The sequence below is a fragment of the Gilliamella sp. Fer4-1 genome, assembly GCF_001690515.1.
GTDB classification, from domain to species: Bacteria; Pseudomonadota; Gammaproteobacteria; order Enterobacterales; family Orbaceae; genus Gilliamella; species Gilliamella apicola_C.
Map to the genome: position 1 here is coordinate 1 of NZ_LZGZ01000191.1, position 19140 is coordinate 19140.

Genomic DNA, 19140 nt, shown 5'->3' on the forward strand with positions numbered 1-19140 from the left:
ATTGGGATATAAAAAGAGAAAAGAAGAAAAACAAAAGTGCCCGCAAGTTCTGCACTTTTGTTAAAAAAATAGAATTAGAAATTGAAAATACTATGATTCAATATTTAACCAATCGGTGTGAAACACACCTTCTTTATCTATACGCTTATAGGTATGTGCACCAAAATAGTCTCGTTGCGCTTGAATTAAATTAGCGGGTAATACCGCAGAACGATAACTATCATAGTAGGCAATAGCTGCCGAAAGTGTTGGAACTGCAATACCTTGTTGTACAGCTAAAGACACCACATCACGTAATGATTGCTGATAAGCCTCAACTGTTTGATTAAAATAAGGTGCCAATAATAAATTATCGATCTCATTGTTATCAGTATAAGCATCAGTAATTTTTTGTAGAAACTGGGCGCGAATAATACATCCAGCTCTAAAAATTTTAGCAATTTCACCATAATTTAAATCCCACTGGTACTTATGAGATGCGGCTTTTAACTGCGCAAAACCTTGCGCATAAGAGATGATTTTACCCATATACAGCGCTTTACGAACCTTCTCTATAAGCACTTTCTTATCACCACTATATGGTTCGTTTTGCGGGCCTTTTAACACTTTTGCAGCCGAAATGCGCTGATCTTTAATAGCTGATAAATAGCGTGCAAATACAGACTCAGTGATTAAAGATAAAGGTTCCCCCAAATCCAATGCACTTTGGCTGGTCCATTTCCCTGTGCCTTTATTACCTGCTGCATCCAAAATCACATCAACTAAATAATTACCCTCATCATCTTTATGTCTAAAGATATCGGCTGTGATTTCAATCAAATAACTGTCTAATTCACCTTTATTCCAGTCGGTAAACACATCAGCTAGTTCATCATTAGTTAAACCCGCAGCATGTTTCAATACAAAATAGCTTTCAGCTATCAGTTGCATATCGCCGTATTCAATACCATTATGAGCCATTTTCACATAATGACCCGCGCCATTTGGTCCGATATAAGCGACACAAGGTTCACCATTAGCCTTAGCGGCTATTTTCTCTAATATCGGTGCAACTAGCTCATAAGCCTCTTTTTGTCCACCGGGCATAATTGAAGGCCCTTTAAGTGCACCTTCTTCACCACCAGAAACTCCTGTACCAATAAAATTAAAACCTTCATCTGAAAGCATTTTATTGCGACGAATGGTATCTTCAAAATAAGCATTCCCACCATCAATAATAATATCGCCTTTATCTAATAATGGACGTAGCTCATCAATCACCGCATCAGTCCCTTTACCTGCTTGCACCATAATAAGAATACGGCGAGGCTTCTCTAATGCATTGACAAAATCTTCAATGGTAAAGTAAGGAGCCAACTGTTTATCAGAATGCTCAGCCATGACTTGTTCGGTTTTATCTTTAGAACGATTATAAATAGCAACAGAAAACCCGCGACTTTCGATATTAAGTGCAAGATTTCGCCCCATAACCGCCATTCCAATAACACCGATTTGTTGTTTTGACATAATTTGGCTCCTTTATTAAACCTTTATAACCTTAACCATAAGGTTTTTTTTACAATATCTATAACGTACTTAAGTTTTATAAATTACGCTATATTCTGCCATAAAAAAAGCCGTATCAGAATACAATACGGCTATTTTTCATTACTTTAATAATATTTATTATCAACTGAACAAATCATGAACGCTTCATCATTTCAAAAAATTCATCATTAGTCTTAGTCATGGCTAACTTATCGATTAAAAATTCCATCGCATCAGTTTCACCCATTGGGTTAAGAATTTTACGTAAAATCCACATTTTTTGTAGCTCATCCGGTGAAGTCATTAAATCTTCTTTACGCGTACCAGAACGATTAAAGTCAATAGCAGGGAACACACGGCGCTCAGCAATTTTACGTGATAAATGAACTTCCATATTACCTGTACCTTTAAACTCTTCGTAAATGACTTCATCCATTTTAGAACCCGTATCAATCAGTGCAGTGGCAATAATAGTTAAGCTACCGCCCTCTTCTACATTACGAGCAGCACCAAAAAAGCGTTTTGGTCGATGCAGTGCATTCGCATCCACACCACCAGTTAATACTTTACCTGATGATGGAACAACGGTGTTATAAGCTCGAGCAAGTCGGGTGATCGAATCTAATAAAATAATTACATCTTTTTTATGTTCAACCAAACGTTTTGCACGTTCAATTACCATTTCAGCGACTTGAACGTGCCTTGCTGCTGGCTCATCGAAAGTCGAAGCAACAACTTCGCCTTTAACTAGGCGTTGCATTTCGGTCACTTCTTCTGGGCGCTCATCAATCATCAATACCACTAATTCACATTCAGGATGATTGACTGCTAGACTTTGAGCAATATTTTGTAAAAGCATTGTTTTACCAGCTTTAGGCGGTGCAACAATCAAACCACGTTGACCTTTACCAATTGGCGATGCTAAATCAAGTACTCTGGCTGTGATATCTTCTGTAGAGCCATTGCCTCGTTCCATACGTAAACGAGAATTTGGATGAAGGGGAGTTAAGTTTTCAAAAAGGATTTTATTGCGGGCATCTTCTGGCTTATCATGATTGACTTCGTTAACTTTCAGTAAAGCAAAATAACGTTCGCCTTCTTTTGGTGGGCGAATTTTACCTGCAATAGTATCGCCCGTCCGTAAATTAAACCGCCGAATCTGGCTTGGTGATACATAAATATCATCTGGTCCTGCTAGGTAAGAGCTGTCAGCAGAGCGTAAAAAGCCAAAACCATCTTGTAAAATTTCCAGCACACCATCACCAAAAATATCTTCACCACTTTTGGCATGTTGCTTTAAAATCGCAAAAATAATATCTTGTTTTCTAAGGCGGGCAAGATTTTCAAGCCCCATTTTTTTCTCACCAAGCGCTACAAGCTCAGAGACAGAAGTGTTTTTTAATTCAGTTAAATTCATAATTTTAAAAATTCTTGAGGATAAAATTGATATGTTTGCAATTAATACTATTTGTGTATCTTTGTTTCATTTACTTATAAAAAAATTCTTTTCCCTTACAGCACATAAATTCAATCGATTACTAAGCTATTGATGATAATTAAAGATCTGTATATAGAATTTCACCACTTTACCAATAAAAACAATGAATTTGTAGAAAGGAGTATTTGTAAGAAGCTCGCAATTTACACTAAAAATATCAATATGTCTAGATTTAATTGCATTAATTAGTCTTGTTTGTAAAGATAAACAAAAAGAGCGGTACACAATGCACTACTCTCTTAATAATTATTATCTTAATCTTAGTTTTTATTCAATTCTTAGTTCTTATGCAATATAAAGGCTATTTCATAATTGAGAATCGATAAAATTTTTAAGCTCCGCTTTAGATAGCGCACCGACTTGAGTCGAAACCACTTGCCCATTTTTAAAAATCAACAATGTTGGAATGCCTCGTATACCGAATTTAGGCGCTATATTAGGGTTTTCTTCAACATTTAATTTAGCAATAACGATTTTATCCGCATATTCTTGAGCTATTTCTTCCAAAATCGGAGCAATCATTTTACAAGGCCCACACCAAGAGGCCCAAAAATCAACAAGTACTGGTTTTGCTGATTCATTAATTGTCCTATCGAAAGTAGCTTCCGATAACTGAACGATATTATTACTCATTTTTACCTCCAACATATTTTACTTAATGCAATAATAGATGAGTTTAAATTACTCGACTAGTAATTAGTATAATAGGATATAATTATTAGTGATGTCACGGTATTTAGTGTGTTATAATCTCGAGATTCTGATAATTATATCTGCAACCATAATGATTCAATCATATCTTACCCAAACAACTTTTAGTCAATTTCCTCTTCATCCTTTGGTGTTAAAAGCACTTGAGAAAAAAGGGTTTGTTTACTGTACGCCAATCCAAGAAAAAACATTACCATTAACCACTACAGGGATCGATATTGCTGGGCAAGGGCAAACAGGAACTGGCAAAACAATGGCTTTTTTAGCCTCAACATTTAATCACCTGTTGAATCATGAACCTTTACCTGATCACAAAACCAATCAACCAAGAGCTATAATTCTTGCACCAACACGAGAATTAGTTGTGCAAATTTATCATGATGCACAAGCGTTATCTGAAGAAACAGATTTAAAATTAGGATTAGCTTTTGGTGGCGATGGCTACGATAAACAATTAAAAATGCTATCTAACGGCGTAGATATATTAATTGCCACAACAGGAAGATTAATCGACTATGCTAAACAAAATTATATCAACCTAGAAGCGCTTCAAGTTGTCGTTTTAGACGAAGCCGATCGTATGTTTGACTTAGGATTCATTCGTGATATACGTTGGATTTTCAAACACATTACGCCGCCGCAAAAACGGCTAACCATGCTATTTTCTGCAACATTAACACATAATGTGCGTGAGCTCGCATTTGAACATATGAACAATCCACAGTATGTTGAAGTTGAGCCAGAACAAAAGATTGGTCACAGAATCAAAGAAGAACTATTCTTTCCATCAAATGAAGATAAATTAGCGCTTTTACAAACACTTATTGAAGAAGAATGGCCAGATCGCTGTATTGTGTTTGCTAATACCAAAGTGGCTTGTGAAAAGATTTGGCGACATCTTGTTGCTGATGGTCACCGTGTTGGATTACTCACTGGCGATATTGCTCAGAAAAAACGTTTATCAATTTTAGAGCAATTTACACAAGGTAATCTTGATATTTTAGTTGCGACCGATGTGGCTGCTCGAGGTTTACACATTCCTAATGTTACCCATGTATTTAATTATGATCTACCTGATGATTGTGACGATTACAGACACCGTATTGGTCGTACAGGGCGGGCGGGAGCTGAGGGATACTCGATTTCCCTTGCCTGCGAGCGCTATTCGCAAAACTTACCCGCAATTGAAAAAGCAATTGATCATGCTATTCCCGTTAGCCAGTATGACCCTTCTGCATTATTAGTTGATTTACCAACGCCAAAACCTTTTCGGCGTCCATCACGTAGAAAGTCTACAAACTAGATAAGTAAACAGTGAGGTACAAGAATTATATATTCGTTACTATTTAATCTGACACCATATTTGCAAAAGTGAGCGTTGCTGGTTTTGAGATAAGATACTAAATCTACAATTAAAAATATGGTATATCAGCTTATGTTTGAGCTAGCAATTGTAGTAGCTTAAACATGAGCTAACAGACACTAACTATTCATTAGAATTTATGTTAACAAAACACTGAACCGATGAGTAAAATAAATTCTGCAGTGACTTTTCCTTAACTAGCGCCTTTGGCACCTAACCAAGTTTGCCAAGGCGTTTTACCTTAACAATACTTGTCTCAATGAGCTATTTCTTTATTATAAAATTGAAGCCATTACTCAATTTTATTTTTAATTTCAGATAATTAAGTGTAGATATTGCGTCTAAACATAACATCATAATATTCGGTTTTCATAGTTTTATTGAACCATTTAAAATACCACTAGTCTAAAGAAGGTAAGCTTTGGTTTCTGTATACTCAATAACCTCAATTAAACTATTTTTCCGTGTACACTTTGGCAAAAAAACTTTGAATAAGTATTGATAAAAACTTGTTAAGATATTTCCCCAATTTCTTTGATGCACCCTACATAATAGATATCTTGCGCACATAAGTAGCCAAGATACTGGCTCTCAATTTCACCATGAACCTCAAGACACACTTTTGCTTACCCAAGTGTTTGCAACTGGTTTTCTATCAATACATGACTTTCTTGAGCTACTTTCATTTCTAGGGCAATTAAATGTTTTTTAAACTTTCTAAATCGTAGTGCAATCAAATTGAGTACACACACTACCTGAAATATTCCTTGTTGGCGCAATTGATTATCAACTTGATGTTAACCATCGCTTATTCAATATGTGATTTATTTCCTAAAATGACAGCTATCTGACTTGCTCATTGCGCGCTAGCATTCATTATAAAATCAATAATAAAGATAAAAATTGGCATAAACTTAACGGGTATATTATTTGAAGTACAGATAAAGATAAGGATGATAATAACCAACATATCAGTGTTAATTTAAATATCAAACAGTCAAAAATTAAAGCCATTAATGCCTGTTCTGATGAACCACCACCGATTATTACCTTTGACCGTAACCAAATGAGCGTTATATTTAATAGCACAAATAATCAACCTTTCATTTAATTTAGGGAGCAACGAAAACAACCACTACATCACTAAATGGAATAGATTTACTTTATTCCCAATTTAATGTGCGTATTTGATGCACCACAAACCTTTATTGGCGAATAATGTGATGCTAGCAGGGAAAAATGTTACCTACAACAAAGAGTGAATCGGCAGGCGATGCTTTTTACTTAAATAGTTAATTTGCGTTTGTTTAGTAATTGGTACTATTTTGTTAATGATTATTGTATTAAAATTAACTAATGAAGTGAAAAAAATCATCATGATAAACAGGTTAAAAAACTATAACTCACCATGATACTTGCAATTGATGTCTATTACATTAATGACCGAGCCAAATCGGTCGGCGTTTTATTTAATCATTGGACTGATTCGAAAAATGCGGTTGAAAGCTTAATCATCGATTATCAAGATAATGTTGCGCCTTATCAATCTGGTCAATTTTATCAACGTGAATTACCTTGCATAATGTCACTGCTTAATAAAGTTGATTTAAGCCAGATCTCAACCATCGTTATTGATGGCTATGTCCATTTGAATGACGGTAAGATAGGCCTTGGTGGGCATTTGTATAATGCGTTAAACAAAATGATCCCAATTATTGGCGTTGCTAAAAAACCTTTTGCGGGGAATAGCGAATATTTGATTGAAGTTATTCGTGGCCAAAGTAAACACCCACTATATGTAACGTCAATGGGTATATCGTTAGAGCGTGCAGCAGAAAATGTGCAATTAATGGCGGGTAAATACCGAATGCCTGATTTACTCAGCTATTTAGATCAACAAACAAAATTGTTTAAACATGAAAAGTAAAGTCATCTAGTTAGTTATCATTCGCCGACTCGTGCCGGCGATGATTGCACGTTTAATTATGCTTCGTTCCAACTATCTCTTAAGCCAACGGTTCGGTTAAACACTAGCTTATCTTCAGTTGCAAATTTGCTATCCAAGCAGAAATAACCTTCGCGCTCAAATTGGTAAGCATGCCCGATATCCGCATGTTGTAAGCTTGGTTCAACAAAACCTTGTTTAATTACCAAAGAAGTCGGGTTAATGGTTGATAAAAAGTCTTCCGCTGCACCTGGATTTGGTGTGTTAAATAAGCGATCATACAAGCGAATTTCAGCAGGTTTGGCAAATTTTGCTGAAACCCAATGAATAACACCTTTCACTTTACGCCCATCTTCAGGGTTTTTATTTAACGTAGCGGGATCGTAGCTACAATAAATCGTTTGAATATTGCCTTCAGCATCTTTTTCAACGCGATCAGCTCGGATAACATAAGCATTACGTAGTCGCACTTCTTTGCCTAATACCAAACGTTTGTAATTTTTGTTGGCTTCTTCTCTAAAATCAGCGCGGTCAATATAGATTTCACGTGTGAATGTGACTTCACGGTGACCAAGTTCAGGACGATTAGGATGATTTGGCATACTGAGCACTTCATCAAGGTTTTCTGAAAAGTTTTCAATAACCACTTTAACCGGATCAAGCACAGCCATTGCGCGTGGTGCGTTTTCGTTAAGATCTTCGCGAATACAAAACTCCAGGGTGCTCATTTCAACCGTGTTTTCTTGTTTTGTGACACCAATTCGGCGACAAAAGTCACGAATAGAGGCTGGTGTATAACCTCGACGACGTAATCCTGATACGGTTGGCATACGTGGATCATCCCAGCCATCAACAATTTTTTCGGAAACTAATAAGTTTAATTTACGCTTAGAAGTAATAGCATATTCTAAATTCAATCTTGAAAATTCATATTGGTGAGGGCGAGCTTCAATCGTAATATTATCTAAAACCCAATCATATAAGCGACGATTGTCTTGGAATTCAAGTGTACAGAGTGAATGCGTGATATTTTCGATCGCATCAGAAATACAGTGGGTAAAATCGTACATTGGGTATATGCACCATTTGTTGCCTGTTTGGTGATGCTCGGCAAATTTAATACGATATAGCACCGGATCGCGCATGACAATAAATGGCGAGGCCATATCGATTTTAGCACGTAGGCAGGCTTTTCCTTCTGCAAATTTGCCTTCTTTCATTTGAATAAAAAGTGCTAAGTTTTCATCAATACTACGATCACGATATGGGCTATTTTTGCCGGGTTGAGTGAGTGTTCCTCGATATTCACGGATTTCATCAGCTGACAACTCATCAACATAAGCAAGCCCTTTATTGATTAGCTCAATTGCATATTCATATAGTTTGTCAAAATAGTCAGATGAATAACAAATTTCGCCATCCCACTCAAATCCTAACCAGCGAACATCTTGTTTAATTGATTCAACATACTCTATATCTTCTTTGGCTGGGTTGGTATCATCAAAACGTAAATTACATTTACCTTGATAATCTTGCGCAATACCAAAATTTAAACAAATGGATTTAGCATGGCCAATATGTAAATAACCATTAGGTTCTGGAGGGAATCGAGTATGTGTTGTTTTATATTTTCCCGCCGCTAAATCAGCATCAATAATTTGACGAATAAAGTTAGTTGGACGATTATCTGTCTCGGCCGGTAATGAACCGCTCATAAAAAACCTCTGATGATATATTGATTAATAACAAATTTAGAATATTTGCTTTGTCATTACTTGTAATGTTAACCGAAGAATATAACAAATTTTTCCTATTTCTGAAACGGAAAACAAGCTATTTGCAACGACAAAAATGGTTTGTAAATAAATCTTTTAATTAAAACAGATCGTTATTGCATAAAAAGCGCGATCTTTCACAAAAAACAGCCAAATAAAAACTTCAATAAAATCAATAGCTTTTCTGACGCACTTTTACAAGGTGCGATAAAGAACAATTGTTTTAAGCATCACCTGATTTTAACGAAACCACAAATCTTGCACCACCAAGCGGGCTGGTTACAACAAAGGCTTTGCCATCATGAAATTCTGCCATTAATTTTACATAAGCTAAACCAAGCCCATAACCACCGGTTGAGCGGGTTCGACTAGTATCAAGCCGAGCAAAAGGCATAAAAATCTTTTCACGCGCATCAAATGGAATTCCGGTACCATCATCATCAATCTCAAAGATGACTTGATTTCCTTGTTTAGTGATATTTAAAACTGCTTTATGTGCTGCATATTTAAAGGCATTTAGTAACAAATTTTTAACAATCGTTTCAACTAAATTAGTATCAATTATCGCTTGCACATCTTGGCAATTACAAGTGAGTTCAAATCCTTTTGGCTTAAATAATGTGAGTGATTGGCAGATTTTGTCACCCCACGCTTTTAGCGATACGGACGTTAGGTTTAGTTCAATATTACTTTGTTGCATTTTGAAGTAATTTAAACTAGCCGTAATTAATGTTTCAAGTTCGTTAATATCATCACTCATGCCTTTTTGTAAAAGTCGTTTTTCTTGCTCGTCGTTAGACTCTTCCAGCATACTAAGTTCAAATCGCATACGCGCAAGCGGTGTGCGTAATTCATGCGCCATGGCATGAGATATCGTTTGATTAGTGCTCACTAAGTGTTCTATATGCGTTCCCATATTATTTAACACATTAGCAAGTGGCTTAAATAACCAGCCTTTTACATTTTCAGTTCGTGCTTTTAAATTACCTTGCCCAAGCTGTTCGGCAGTTTGTCTAATATTGACTAGATCTTTCCAAACCGCACTAAAAGCCAGATAAATTAAAATAAAAAAGATGATTGCACTAAATAATGCCCAAATAATCAAAAATAGGGTTAATGACATGGTGTTGGATGCCAAAATATCCCGCACAACTATTGGGCCTAATTGGAGCAAATGCTCATCTTTTACATCAATATAAACGACCTCTTTGTCGCTATCATAAGAAAACCCAAGCTTTGCTAGCTCGTCAAGCACCACTTCGGATAACGGAGTATTTACAGACAGTACTTTGATAGGATAAGCAAAATAGGGTTGTAGTTCGTTAACCACTTCTTGAAGAGGGCGATCTTTATGCTGGTTGATTTGCATACGAATAAGGTTGACCGTGCCACGCTGAGATTCTCGAAACACAATATGATCATCTGGTATATCCGTTAATGAAGAAGGTAATGAATCAAATACAAGTAAAGCACCATAAGCAATAATACTTTGTAGCAGTAGTAAGATGACGAGATAGAATATAATTCGGCGATTAAAAAATAGCGGTTTAGCTAATAGTTGGCTCAATGGCTGTCTCCTTCTCGCATAAATAAATACCCCTTTCCTCGAACTGTTTTAATGCGTGATGGGTTATCTGGATCATCGAGTAATTTACGTCGAAGCCTTGAAACTCGAGCATCAATTGAACGATCGCTACCATCAAAATCGATACCTCTGACCTGAGAAAAAATGTCATCTCGAGATAAAATGATCCCTGCATTATGCGCAAGCAACCATAACAGATCAAATTCCGCAGTGGTTAAATCAATTTCTTGCTCTTGCAGTAGTACTTTGCGATTTTCACCATCAATAACTAAATTATCAAATATAAGGGTTTTATTGTTGTGTGGCACAATCCATTCTTTAGTATGCTCTTTATCCGTTTCTATCTGTTTTCGGCGGAATAAAGCCCGTATTCGTGCCAACAATAATCTTGGCTCAACAGGTTTTGCCAAATAATCATCGGCCCCTAATTCAAGCCCAACAATTTCATCAATATTATCTTCGCTAGCCGTCATGATGAGAATATAGTTAGTAAACCATGTACGTATATCACGACAGATATCAAAACCCGTTTTTTCAGGAAGCATGACATCTAATATCACCAAATCGGGATTAAGTTGTTGAATTTTTTCTTCGGCTCCTTTACCACTATTATGCCATTCCACAAGGTATCCTTGGCGAATTAGATAAACTTGAATCAAATTGGCTAGCCGTTGATCATCTTCAATGATTAATATACGTTCACTCATTATGCGCTCTTAATTGCGTAGCTGATATTTAGAGGTGCCTCATTATACAGACATTTTATTGGCCGTTACAAAACATATACAAAGAGTCTACAAAGTTTATTGCCACTCTATGAGAAAATCTGCGCCAATATTTATAAATAAACTAGTTTTATATCAAATCAATATGGATGCTTTTTCATCAATAACAAATTCCCTTTCTTCTCCAAATTATACACAACATAAGACGCCAATTGTCTTGTGTGATTTTGATGGAACCATTAGTGTAAAAGATGTGACAGATACATTACTGAGCCACTTTGGGCAAGCTGGTTGTGATGAACTTGAAGAATTGTGGGTAAGTGGCAAAATTGGCTCTCAAGAATGTATGAGCAAACAAATTGCCTTAATGGATGCAAGCCTCGATGAACTCAATGAAGTCTTATCTCAAATTGAAATTGACGCGGATTTTAAATCTTTTATTAATTACGCCGAACAAAACAATATTCCTGTTCACGTGGTTAGCGACGGGCTAGATTATGCAATTGAGTTTATTTTAAAACGTCATGGCATTGCGCGTTTACCTATTTTCGCCAATAAATTGATGCATAATGATTTGCGCAGTTGGCGTCTAGAGTTCCCTTATGCGAATAAAGACTGTATTAAACAAAGTGGCAATTGCAAATGTCATCATGTTAAAAAACAGCAATATTTTCCGCAAATACTCTATGTCGGCGATGGCACATCAGATTACTGCGTATCACATCATGTTGATTTTGTGTTTGCCAAAGATAAACTAGTTAATTATTGCAAAGAAAATCATATTAATCACTGCAAAATTACCAGCTTCGCAGAGGTAACCACCGCATTAAAACAGGCTAAACATGCTGTTATCCCCGTCACAATGGTAAAATAACAAGGAATACTAATGAGTACAATTCAAGATTTATCTTACTTTTTACCTGGAAACAGAAATGGCGTGTTATTAATTCATGGTTTAACTGGCACCCCGAATGAAATGCGAATTTTGGCCAATGGCTTACATAAAGCAGGATTTACGGTTTATGCAATCCAACTCGCTGGGCATTGTGGCACCGAAGAAGATCTGTGTAAAACAACATGGCAAGATTGGTATAAAAGCGTGCAAGATGGTGCTGATTATTTAGCGCAGCATGTGGATAATATCTTTGTTGCTGGACTATCAATGGGGGCACTCCTTGCGCTCAAACTGGCAGTAGATAGACCTGAACAAATTAAAGGAGTTGGCGTATTAGCGCCCACATTTTGTTACGATGGTTGGAGTATGCCATTTTGGGCAAAAAAACTGTTTTTCTTACTTGTTTACTTTAAAAAATTGGGTATTTTTCAAAAACAGGTTTTCATTGAACAACCACCTTATGGGCTTAAAGATGAGCGCATTCGTGCGGTAGTCTCTGAAAGTATGTTAAGTGGTGATGCCGCCTCAGCAGGGCTTGCGGGTAACCCTTTTCCGGCTCTTGCTGAGATGCAGTTATTAGCAAAACATATGCGCAAGCAATTACCCAAAGTCATTTCGCCTTGCTTAATTATGCATTCTGGTAATGATGATATCGCCAATATAGAAACTAATGCAAAATTGGTTGAAAAACAGGTGTCAGGACCAACAAAATTGGTAGTATTAAATAATAGCTATCATTTAATTACCATCGATAGCCAACGCCGTGAAGTGATTAAGGAATGCGCCTCGTTCTTTGATAATATAGCAGAAGGAATAAAAGCATAATGTCACCATTAGTTATCATACTTTGGGTTTGTAATATCTGTTTTGATACATTAGGGCAAGTCGCTTTTAAATTTGCAGCCATCGCACCCAATAATCGTGATGGTTGGTATTACTGGCTCGATTTATCTAAAAATAAGTGGATTTGGGTTGGGATTATATCCTACGTTGCTGAATTTTTACTATGGTTAGCCTTTTTAACCTTAGTTCCTCTTTCTCAAGGGGTGTTACTTGCTTCATTTAATATCATTACTATCATGGTGGTTGGGCGCATTATTTTCAAAGAACTACTAACTATTTATCGCTTAATTGGAATGCTATTAATTACTGCTGGTGTCGTTTTTGTAGGGATGTCTTAATATGGCTAGATTCTATGTTATTGGTTTTTCTGTATTGCTCTTTTTTGACACAATTGCGCAATGCAGCTTCAAATTGACGGCTATTGAGGCTCAACCGCTAGAAATGAGCATTGAATGGCTAATTCGCGTATTTACTAATCCTTGGATTTATATCTCAATAGCGGGGTATATTCTAACTTTCTTTACTTGGATGACGCTATTAAAAAAAGCGCCAGTAGGCCCAGCTTTTGCCGCATCACACTTTGAAGTCGTTACGGTGATGATTGCGTCAATTTGGTTATTTAATGAACAAATCACCTTGTTCAAATTCGTTGGCACCATACTCATTGTTTCTGGAATTCTATTTTTAGCTATCGCTGAAAGTAAATTGGCTAAACAAGAATCCAGCAATCAAACCCACTAAAAATAATTACTCAAAAAAAGCAGGGTTATACTCAAACCTGCTTTCCTTGAAATTTTTTATAACGACAATGCTAATGCGTTTAGTAATGTCAAATTTAGCTGATGCTGTTCTTGTTGCCACTCATTTAGCTTTTCAGATGAAATAATGGGTTGCTTATCTAATGAGCTTAAAAAACGCTTAAACCAACTCGATGGCTGCCATATTGATAACTCACCAGTGATATCACTACCAACAATGCGTTGTTTAATTGAGGAAATCGTATCTAATAAATGGTAAGTTTGCAACTGACCTTGATCCCAATTAGTGTGGATCACCTCTTCGCTTAATACATCTTTATCAATCGATAAGTAAATGGGCTGGGCACAATGGTATTGTTCCGATAAAAAACTGGCAATGAGATCATCTGGCGATTCAAAATATCGAAACGCGTGAGCCAAACCGATTTTTCTCGCCCAAGCGGTATTCACGTTTAAACTCCAGTAAGTGAGCTTTTTATGAAAAAGCGGTGCCCATCTATTTTCCCAAAAATGAGTAAGCCCAATATCATTAGACGTAATTCCAAGCACATGTACATGACTCACAAAAGGCAAACTTGCCACATAGCTAACCCATGAACCACAATGAATGCCAAATAAATAACGCATATTATCTGGGTGATTATCAAAAACCACAACTTGAATTGGATTTTCGGCTGAATATTGTTTAGCGAGATTTTCAATTAATAATAACGAAATATGGTGATAATCGCCACTGCCCATAAGTACCGTGCCATAATTTTCAGGTAAAGATTGTTCTAGTAATAATTGAAATTGTTTGAATTTTTTTTCACTACAACCAAAGCGAATACTCTCTTGCCAGTTATTAACATCAATTGTTTTGGCATCATTAATCTGACCGACGCTGTGATCAAAATTGAGTATAATTGGGGAGGTCATGCTACTTTCTCCTTGTCACTTTCAAAATGACCAATGAATTTGCGTAATATCACCCGTAATAATGGATTTCGGATATAAACTAAATGCTTTGATAATGTAAAACTAGCGCCAAGAGAGGCTTTAACTTCTGGATCAGTCCAACCGGCAATATAATGACTAAATCCTTGCTGTAGCGCATATTCAAGATTAAAAAACCAACTAACATAGTAGAGGTTTAACTCTCTCGCTTTGGGATAAACCATGCCAATATATTTATCTACCAACATATTGTTAACAACAAAACAGATATTATAACCGACTAATTGATCATCATCATAATAAGTAACAATATGCGCATTTCTCGTTTTACTCTGTAATAACTGCGTAAAAAAGGGTTTGGTAAGTAAATCAAAATGCACTTCGCTTTGCTGATAGACATTAAGATAAAGTTGATAATACTCATCTAAAACAGCATCGTTAAAAAAAGATTCATCACCACTATGCAAAACCTTGATACTCAGTTTTTCGCGTGAGCGTAGTTTACGTCTGAAATTTTTACGGCGACTATAAGAAAAACGCGATAAAACTTCATCTAAGTTTTTAAAATCAATCGGCACCCAAGCTAATGCCTGACCTTCTACTTCGATAAATCCTTGTTCTTTTAAGGCTGAAATAAATTGTGTTGAATATTGATTATCTTTTTTACTCAATAAAGGAGATGCAGACGGTATATCTTTGATAATCATAAAAGGATATTGCTTCGCATAGGCTTTTTTAAGATTATTCGCCAACTCATTAGCATCAACATCATTAGTCAACAACGCATTTTCAGAAACCGTCGATCCCACAAAACAAGTTTTGGGTTGTAACCAGTGACGCCATTTTTTTGAAAATGGTAATTTCTCGATTTTATTTTTAAAATTATCATCAGCAGTAGTGAGTAAATCGAACTTAGCAGAAAAAACAGGCACACCATCTTCACTCAACCAAGCTGAAAAATCTTGTGGTGGATGAGTTAAAAAATTGTCGATTAATTCATTCGGTTCTAACTGATTGATGTATTTCATAACAATATAACGAGTAATTGATTCAATTCGATAAGAAGCCCCGCCAATAAAATTGACGGGGAAAATAGGAATAAGTGATTAAAGTTCTTTTTTAGCACGTGTAATAAGTTGATCGAGTAATTCAATACCTTGATCAATCTCTTGACGAGAAATATGTAACGATGGAGCAAAAGTAATGACATTTTTGTAATAACCACCAATATCAAGTACTAAGCCCATTTTTTTACCATTCCAATCAAGATCACCTGACATACCAATATCAACCATCTTATCAACTAAAGCTTTATTGGCAGTAAAGCCATCTTCAGTACAAATTTCAGCACGAAGCGCTAAACCTAGGCCGTCAACTTCACCGATTTCTTTATGTTTCTTCTCAAGTGTTTTTAAACCTTCAAGGAAGTATGCACCACTTTCCATTACCATTTTTTCGTAATCCGTTTCAGAAGTCATTTTTAACACTTCAAGACCAACTGCTGTACCTAATGGGTTAGAAGCAAATGTGGAATGGGTTGAACCAACAGGGAATACTTGTGGATTAATTAACTCTTCACGTGCCCATAAACCACCCAGTGGGTTAAGACCATTAGTTAATGCTTTAGCAAACACCACAACATCAGGTTTAACATCAAAGTGTTCAATAGACCAAAGTTTACCCGTACGATAAAAGCCCATTTGGATTTCATCAACGACTAATAAAATACCATACTGATCTAAAACTTTCTTAAGACCTTTAAAGTAATTACGCGGCGGTACAATATAACCACCAGTTGCCTGTAAAGGCTCAGCATAAAATGCGGCATATTCTGCTTGCCCCACTTTTGGATCCCAAACACCGTGGTATTCGGTTTCAAATAAACGCGCAAATTCAGCAACTAAATGTTCACCATACTCTTCTGCTGTCATGCCTTTAGGGCGACGGAATGGATAAGGGAATGGAACAAACATGGCACGATCACCAAAATGACCATAGCGACGACGATAACGGTAACTTGATGTAATTGATGAAGCACCTAAAGTACGTCCATGATATCCACCTTGGAAAGCAAACATTAATGATTTACCACCCGAGGCATTACGAACTAATTTTAATGAGTCTTCAATACATTGTGAACCACCTACATTGAAATGCACTCGACCTTCGTAGCCAAAGCGTTTTTCCATACCTTGAGCAATGGTTTTAGCTAATTCAATTTTAGTTGGGTGCAAATATTGGCTGGCACATTGTGGTAAAGTATCAATTTGTTTTTTTAGAACGTTGTTTAGGCGTTCATTAGCATAACCAAAGTTACATGCTGAATACCACATTTGTAGATCTAAGAAAGCTTTGCCTTCTTTGTCGTACATGTAGCTACCTTCACAACCATCAAAGATTTTTGGCGGTTCAACGTAATGAACAGTGTCACCAAAAGAACAATATTTTGCTTCATCTGCTAACAAAGTCGCATCATCAGGGCGACTATTAATCATCTCTAAAGTTGGTTTACTCATAATTTATCTCACTAATCCATATTCAAACACGATAAAATGTGGCATTATTATTAAAGAAAATGGATTGTAACAATGTACGATTAGTGTATAGATTTTGTGACGATAACCCCCGAGAGGCAAAATTATTGCAATAATTGTCTTGAGTCATATTGCGAGAAGTGGGTATCAGAATGAAAAATTTAAGCTGCATAATTTCAATCTTATCAATGTTTCCTTTAGGGTATACTCAAATTGCATCAGCCGATCCCACATCATTAGGTATCGGCTTAGGCTGGTCTAATTCCCCCTATAAGAGTTATCGCTCAAGTTTCTATCCTATTCCTCATATTGATTATGATAATGGTTCCTTTTTTATTGATGATCTATCTACCGGTATTTACGCATTAAACGACGATAACCAAAGTCTATCATTTGGTGCTCGCTATCTTGCTAATGAATTTAAACCTCATGATGCTAACAATCACATGCTAAAAAAACTTAACAGCCGTCACTCTACTTTATTGGCAGAAGTAAATTACGATATCATTACTGATTGGGGGATTTTTTCAAGCAGTATTGGCGCTGACGTTCTTGGTAAAAGTCACAGTATCTTAGTGAATACTGACTATACCGTGCCTTACATACAAGGTAATTTAATTGTTGCGCCCACGATTGGTATTAATTGGGCTAATAGTAAACATAATGCCTATTATTATGGCGTTTCTCATAAAGAGTCTTCACGTTCAGGTTTGAGTTATTTTAATTCAAATAGTTCTGTTACGCCTTACTTTGAAATTGGTGCACAATATTCTTTAACCGATAATATTGCTACTTTCGGTGGCATTCATATTGATGAATTGACAGGCGATGTAACTAACAGCCCAATGATTGATAATAATGTAACAGCCTCAATTTATGCAGGTGTATCTTATAATTTTTAATTCATAAACATCGATACTGACAATGAAAAGATAACGACTTGTTACGCACTATCAGTTAGTATCAGTTTAAACAAAATAAAATCTTCATCACAAAATTCAGGAAATAGAAAAGTATGCTTTGGTTTAAAAATGCCATAATTTATCAACTTAATAGTGACACGCTACTTAATAAAGATGCGATAGAAAAAGCCTTAAAGTCTCACCCTTTTACCCCCTGCGGTAATTTAGATACCACAAAGATGGGATGGGTTTCGCCTTATCATGATAATAATCAAGATGATTTGCTTGTCGATATGCAAGGGCATTTATTATTACGTATCAAAAAAGAAACTAAAATATTACCAGCTCCCGTCATCAAACAAGCGCTATTAGAAAAAATTGATAAACAAGAGCAAGCACTAAGTAGAAAGCTCAGTAAAAATGAAAAAGCCACTTTAAAAGACGAAGTTATGATTGATTTGATGCCAAGAGCATTTAGTAAATATAATCACTATTGGCTATGGATCGATACGCACAATAAACGCATTATTGTTGATTGTAGTAGCTTTAAACAAGCTGAAGATATTTTAGCAATTTTACGCAAAGAGCTTGGTTCACTAGCATTAACGCCATTGTCTATTGACAAACCACTTGAACAAATCATGACCACATGGGTTAAAGAAAATCTGAATTTTCCACCATTTGTATTAGGTGATCAAGCCGAACTTAAAGATCCTCTTGAAGGTAATGGGATTATTAGTTGTAAAAATCAAGATATCACTAGTGATGAAATGCGCATCCATTTTGATTCAGGAAAATGGATAACTAAGATTAAAATTATTGATGAAAGAGGCATAAGCTTTATCATTAATAGCGATTTAACATTTAAACGAATTAAATTTGATGCTATTATTTTAGACGAAAATGAAGATATAGGATCAGATGAATTTGATAAAAAACTGGAAGCAGACTTTTTTATTATGGCTAATACATTAGCCAATACAATTAATGACTTTTACCTGACAATTAACAAAATTATTTGATAAAACTATTTAAAAATTTTCATATCATGATGGCAATAAATATAGCTTTGCCTATTATCTATGCTATACTAGCGTTAGATTATGTGTAGCATAATTATATAAAAATAAGTAATTGTTCTTT

General features: G+C 35.9%; 17 protein-coding genes. 8 read left to right on the plus strand and 9 right to left on the minus strand.

Going from position 1 to position 19140, the window contains the following annotated elements:
* Nucleotides 1–90 precede the first annotated feature (90 nt).
* The 3 genes from gndA to trxA all read right to left on the minus strand — a co-directional run bounded on the left by gndA (nt 91) and on the right by trxA (nt 3658).
* Nucleotides 91–1506 (minus strand): NADP-dependent phosphogluconate dehydrogenase, encoded by a 1416-nt coding sequence (gene gndA / locus A9G30_RS06475; protein ID WP_065588422.1) that lies wholly within the window; start codon nt 1504–1506, stop codon nt 91–93.
* A 175-nt stretch (nt 1507–1681) separates the two neighbouring features.
* The gene (gene rho / locus A9G30_RS06480) at nt 1682–2944 is read right to left on the minus strand and encodes a transcription termination factor Rho (protein WP_034910472.1); all 1263 of its coding nucleotides are present in this window, start codon (nt 2942–2944) and stop codon (nt 1682–1684) included.
* A 387-nt stretch (nt 2945–3331) separates the two neighbouring features.
* Nucleotides 3332–3658: a thioredoxin TrxA gene (trxA, locus tag A9G30_RS06485; protein ID WP_065588423.1), complete on the minus strand. Its 327-nt coding sequence runs from the start codon at nt 3656–3658 to the stop codon at nt 3332–3334.
* 151 nt (nt 3659–3809) lie between these two features.
* Here trxA and rhlB point away from each other — a divergent pair, with 151 nt between their 5' ends.
* Both rhlB and A9G30_RS06495 read left to right on the plus strand, forming a co-directional pair.
* The gene (gene rhlB / locus A9G30_RS06490) at nt 3810–5039 is read left to right on the plus strand and encodes an ATP-dependent RNA helicase RhlB (protein ID WP_065582139.1); all 1230 of its coding nucleotides are present in this window, start codon (nt 3810–3812) and stop codon (nt 5037–5039) included.
* A 1468-nt stretch (nt 5040–6507) separates the two neighbouring features.
* On the plus strand, nt 6508–7026 hold the full coding sequence (locus A9G30_RS06495) for an endonuclease V (protein ID WP_065588424.1): 519 nt from the start codon (nt 6508–6510) through the stop codon (nt 7024–7026).
* A 56-nt stretch (nt 7027–7082) separates the two neighbouring features.
* On the opposite strand, the gene glnS is transcribed toward A9G30_RS06495, so the two are convergent.
* From glnS to A9G30_RS06510, 3 genes are all read right to left on the minus strand, one after another.
* Nucleotides 7083–8759 carry a glutamine--tRNA ligase gene (gene glnS / locus A9G30_RS06500; RefSeq protein WP_065579731.1) on the minus strand — a complete coding sequence of 559 codons (1677 nt, stop codon included), beginning with the start codon at nt 8757–8759 and terminating at the stop codon, nt 7083–7085.
* 283 nt (nt 8760–9042) lie between these two features.
* Complete coding sequence (locus A9G30_RS06505) at nt 9043–10386, minus strand: ATP-binding protein (RefSeq protein WP_065582136.1); 1344 nt, start codon at nt 10384–10386, stop codon at nt 9043–9045.
* Nucleotides 10383–11111, minus strand: coding sequence for a response regulator transcription factor (locus A9G30_RS06510; RefSeq protein WP_065568377.1), 729 nt, complete (start codon nt 11109–11111; stop codon nt 10383–10385). The genes A9G30_RS06505 and A9G30_RS06510 overlap by 4 nt, the downstream gene beginning before the upstream one ends.
* Nucleotides 11112–11220: 109 nt before the next feature.
* On the opposite strand from A9G30_RS06510, the gene A9G30_RS06515 reads away from it, so the two are divergent.
* From A9G30_RS06515 to A9G30_RS06530, 4 genes are read left to right on the plus strand one after another with little or no spacing between them, the layout of a single operon-like run.
* Entirely contained in the window at nt 11221–12003 is a 783-nt protein-coding gene (locus A9G30_RS06515; protein WP_218057738.1) for an MtnX-like HAD-IB family phosphatase, read from the plus strand.
* Nucleotides 12004–12015: 12 nt separating this feature from the next.
* Nucleotides 12016–12849, plus strand: a complete 834-nt coding sequence (locus tag A9G30_RS06520) for an alpha/beta hydrolase (RefSeq protein WP_065582134.1) — start codon at nt 12016–12018, stop codon at nt 12847–12849.
* A complete protein-coding gene (locus tag A9G30_RS06525; RefSeq protein WP_065582133.1) occupies nt 12849–13205 on the plus strand; it encodes an EamA family transporter in 357 nt (118 codons plus the stop codon). Before A9G30_RS06520 ends, A9G30_RS06525 begins: the two co-directional genes overlap by 1 nt.
* A gap of 1 nt (nt 13206) precedes the next feature.
* Nucleotides 13207–13608, plus strand: coding sequence for a DMT family transporter (locus A9G30_RS06530; protein WP_065582132.1), 402 nt, complete (start codon nt 13207–13209; stop codon nt 13606–13608).
* A gap of 56 nt (nt 13609–13664) precedes the next feature.
* Here the strand turns inward: A9G30_RS06530 and A9G30_RS06535 are convergent, their stop codons facing one another.
* The 3 genes from A9G30_RS06535 to A9G30_RS06545 all read right to left on the minus strand — a co-directional run bounded on the left by A9G30_RS06535 (nt 13665) and on the right by A9G30_RS06545 (nt 17077).
* Entirely contained in the window at nt 13665–14543 is an 879-nt protein-coding gene (locus A9G30_RS06535; protein WP_065588425.1) for an arginase family protein, read from the minus strand.
* Nucleotides 14540–15589 carry a GNAT family N-acetyltransferase gene (locus tag A9G30_RS06540; protein ID WP_065582130.1) on the minus strand — a complete coding sequence of 350 codons (1050 nt, stop codon included), beginning with the start codon at nt 15587–15589 and terminating at the stop codon, nt 14540–14542. The genes A9G30_RS06535 and A9G30_RS06540 overlap by 4 nt, the downstream gene beginning before the upstream one ends.
* A gap of 78 nt (nt 15590–15667) precedes the next feature.
* A complete protein-coding gene (locus tag A9G30_RS06545; RefSeq protein ID WP_141672026.1) occupies nt 15668–17077 on the minus strand; it encodes an aspartate aminotransferase family protein in 1410 nt (469 codons plus the stop codon).
* Between the two features lie 170 nt (nt 17078–17247).
* Between A9G30_RS06545 and A9G30_RS06550 the strand changes: the two genes are divergently transcribed.
* Together A9G30_RS06550 and A9G30_RS06555 are read left to right on the plus strand one after the other, a co-directional pair.
* On the plus strand, nt 17248–17997 hold the full coding sequence (locus A9G30_RS06550) for a MipA/OmpV family protein (RefSeq protein WP_065588426.1): 750 nt from the start codon (nt 17248–17250) through the stop codon (nt 17995–17997).
* A 113-nt stretch (nt 17998–18110) separates the two neighbouring features.
* Complete coding sequence (locus A9G30_RS06555; protein WP_065568384.1) at nt 18111–19019, plus strand: recombination-associated protein RdgC; 909 nt, start codon at nt 18111–18113, stop codon at nt 19017–19019.
* Nucleotides 19020–19140 lie beyond the last annotated feature (121 nt).

Bases quoted from the DNA above. Each gene is read 5' to 3' on its own strand.
- A9G30_RS06525 (WP_065582133.1), top strand. From the start codon at position 12,849: ATGTCACCATTAGTTATCATACTTTGGGTTTGTAATATCTGTTTTGAT.
- rhlB (WP_065582139.1), top strand. From the start codon at position 3,810: ATGATTCAATCATATCTTACCCAAACAACTTTTAGTCAATTTCCTCTT.
- gndA (WP_065588422.1), bottom strand. From the start codon at position 1,506: ATGTCAAAACAACAAATCGGTGTTATTGGAATGGCGGTTATGGGGCGA.
- A9G30_RS06555 (WP_065568384.1), top strand. From the start codon at position 18,111: ATGCTTTGGTTTAAAAATGCCATAATTTATCAACTTAATAGTGACACG.
- glnS (WP_065579731.1), bottom strand. From the start codon at position 8,759: ATGAGCGGTTCATTACCGGCCGAGACAGATAATCGTCCAACTAACTTT.
- A9G30_RS06540 (WP_065582130.1), bottom strand. From the start codon at position 15,589: ATGAAATACATCAATCAGTTAGAACCGAATGAATTAATCGACAATTTT.
- A9G30_RS06545 (WP_141672026.1), bottom strand. From the start codon at position 17,077: ATGAGTAAACCAACTTTAGAGATGATTAATAGTCGCCCTGATGATGCG.
- A9G30_RS06550 (WP_065588426.1), top strand. From the start codon at position 17,248: ATGAAAAATTTAAGCTGCATAATTTCAATCTTATCAATGTTTCCTTTA.
- A9G30_RS06520 (WP_065582134.1), top strand. From the start codon at position 12,016: ATGAGTACAATTCAAGATTTATCTTACTTTTTACCTGGAAACAGAAAT.
- A9G30_RS06530 (WP_065582132.1), top strand. From the start codon at position 13,207: ATGGCTAGATTCTATGTTATTGGTTTTTCTGTATTGCTCTTTTTTGAC.
- A9G30_RS06535 (WP_065588425.1), bottom strand. From the start codon at position 14,543: ATGACCTCCCCAATTATACTCAATTTTGATCACAGCGTCGGTCAGATT.
- trxA (WP_065588423.1), bottom strand. From the start codon at position 3,658: ATGAGTAATAATATCGTTCAGTTATCGGAAGCTACTTTCGATAGGACA.
- A9G30_RS06510 (WP_065568377.1), bottom strand. From the start codon at position 11,111: ATGAGTGAACGTATATTAATCATTGAAGATGATCAACGGCTAGCCAAT.
- A9G30_RS06515 (WP_218057738.1), top strand. From the start codon at position 11,221: ATGAGAAAATCTGCGCCAATATTTATAAATAAACTAGTTTTATATCAA.
- rho (WP_034910472.1), bottom strand. From the start codon at position 2,944: ATGAATTTAACTGAATTAAAAAACACTTCTGTCTCTGAGCTTGTAGCG.
- A9G30_RS06495 (WP_065588424.1), top strand. From the start codon at position 6,508: ATGATACTTGCAATTGATGTCTATTACATTAATGACCGAGCCAAATCG.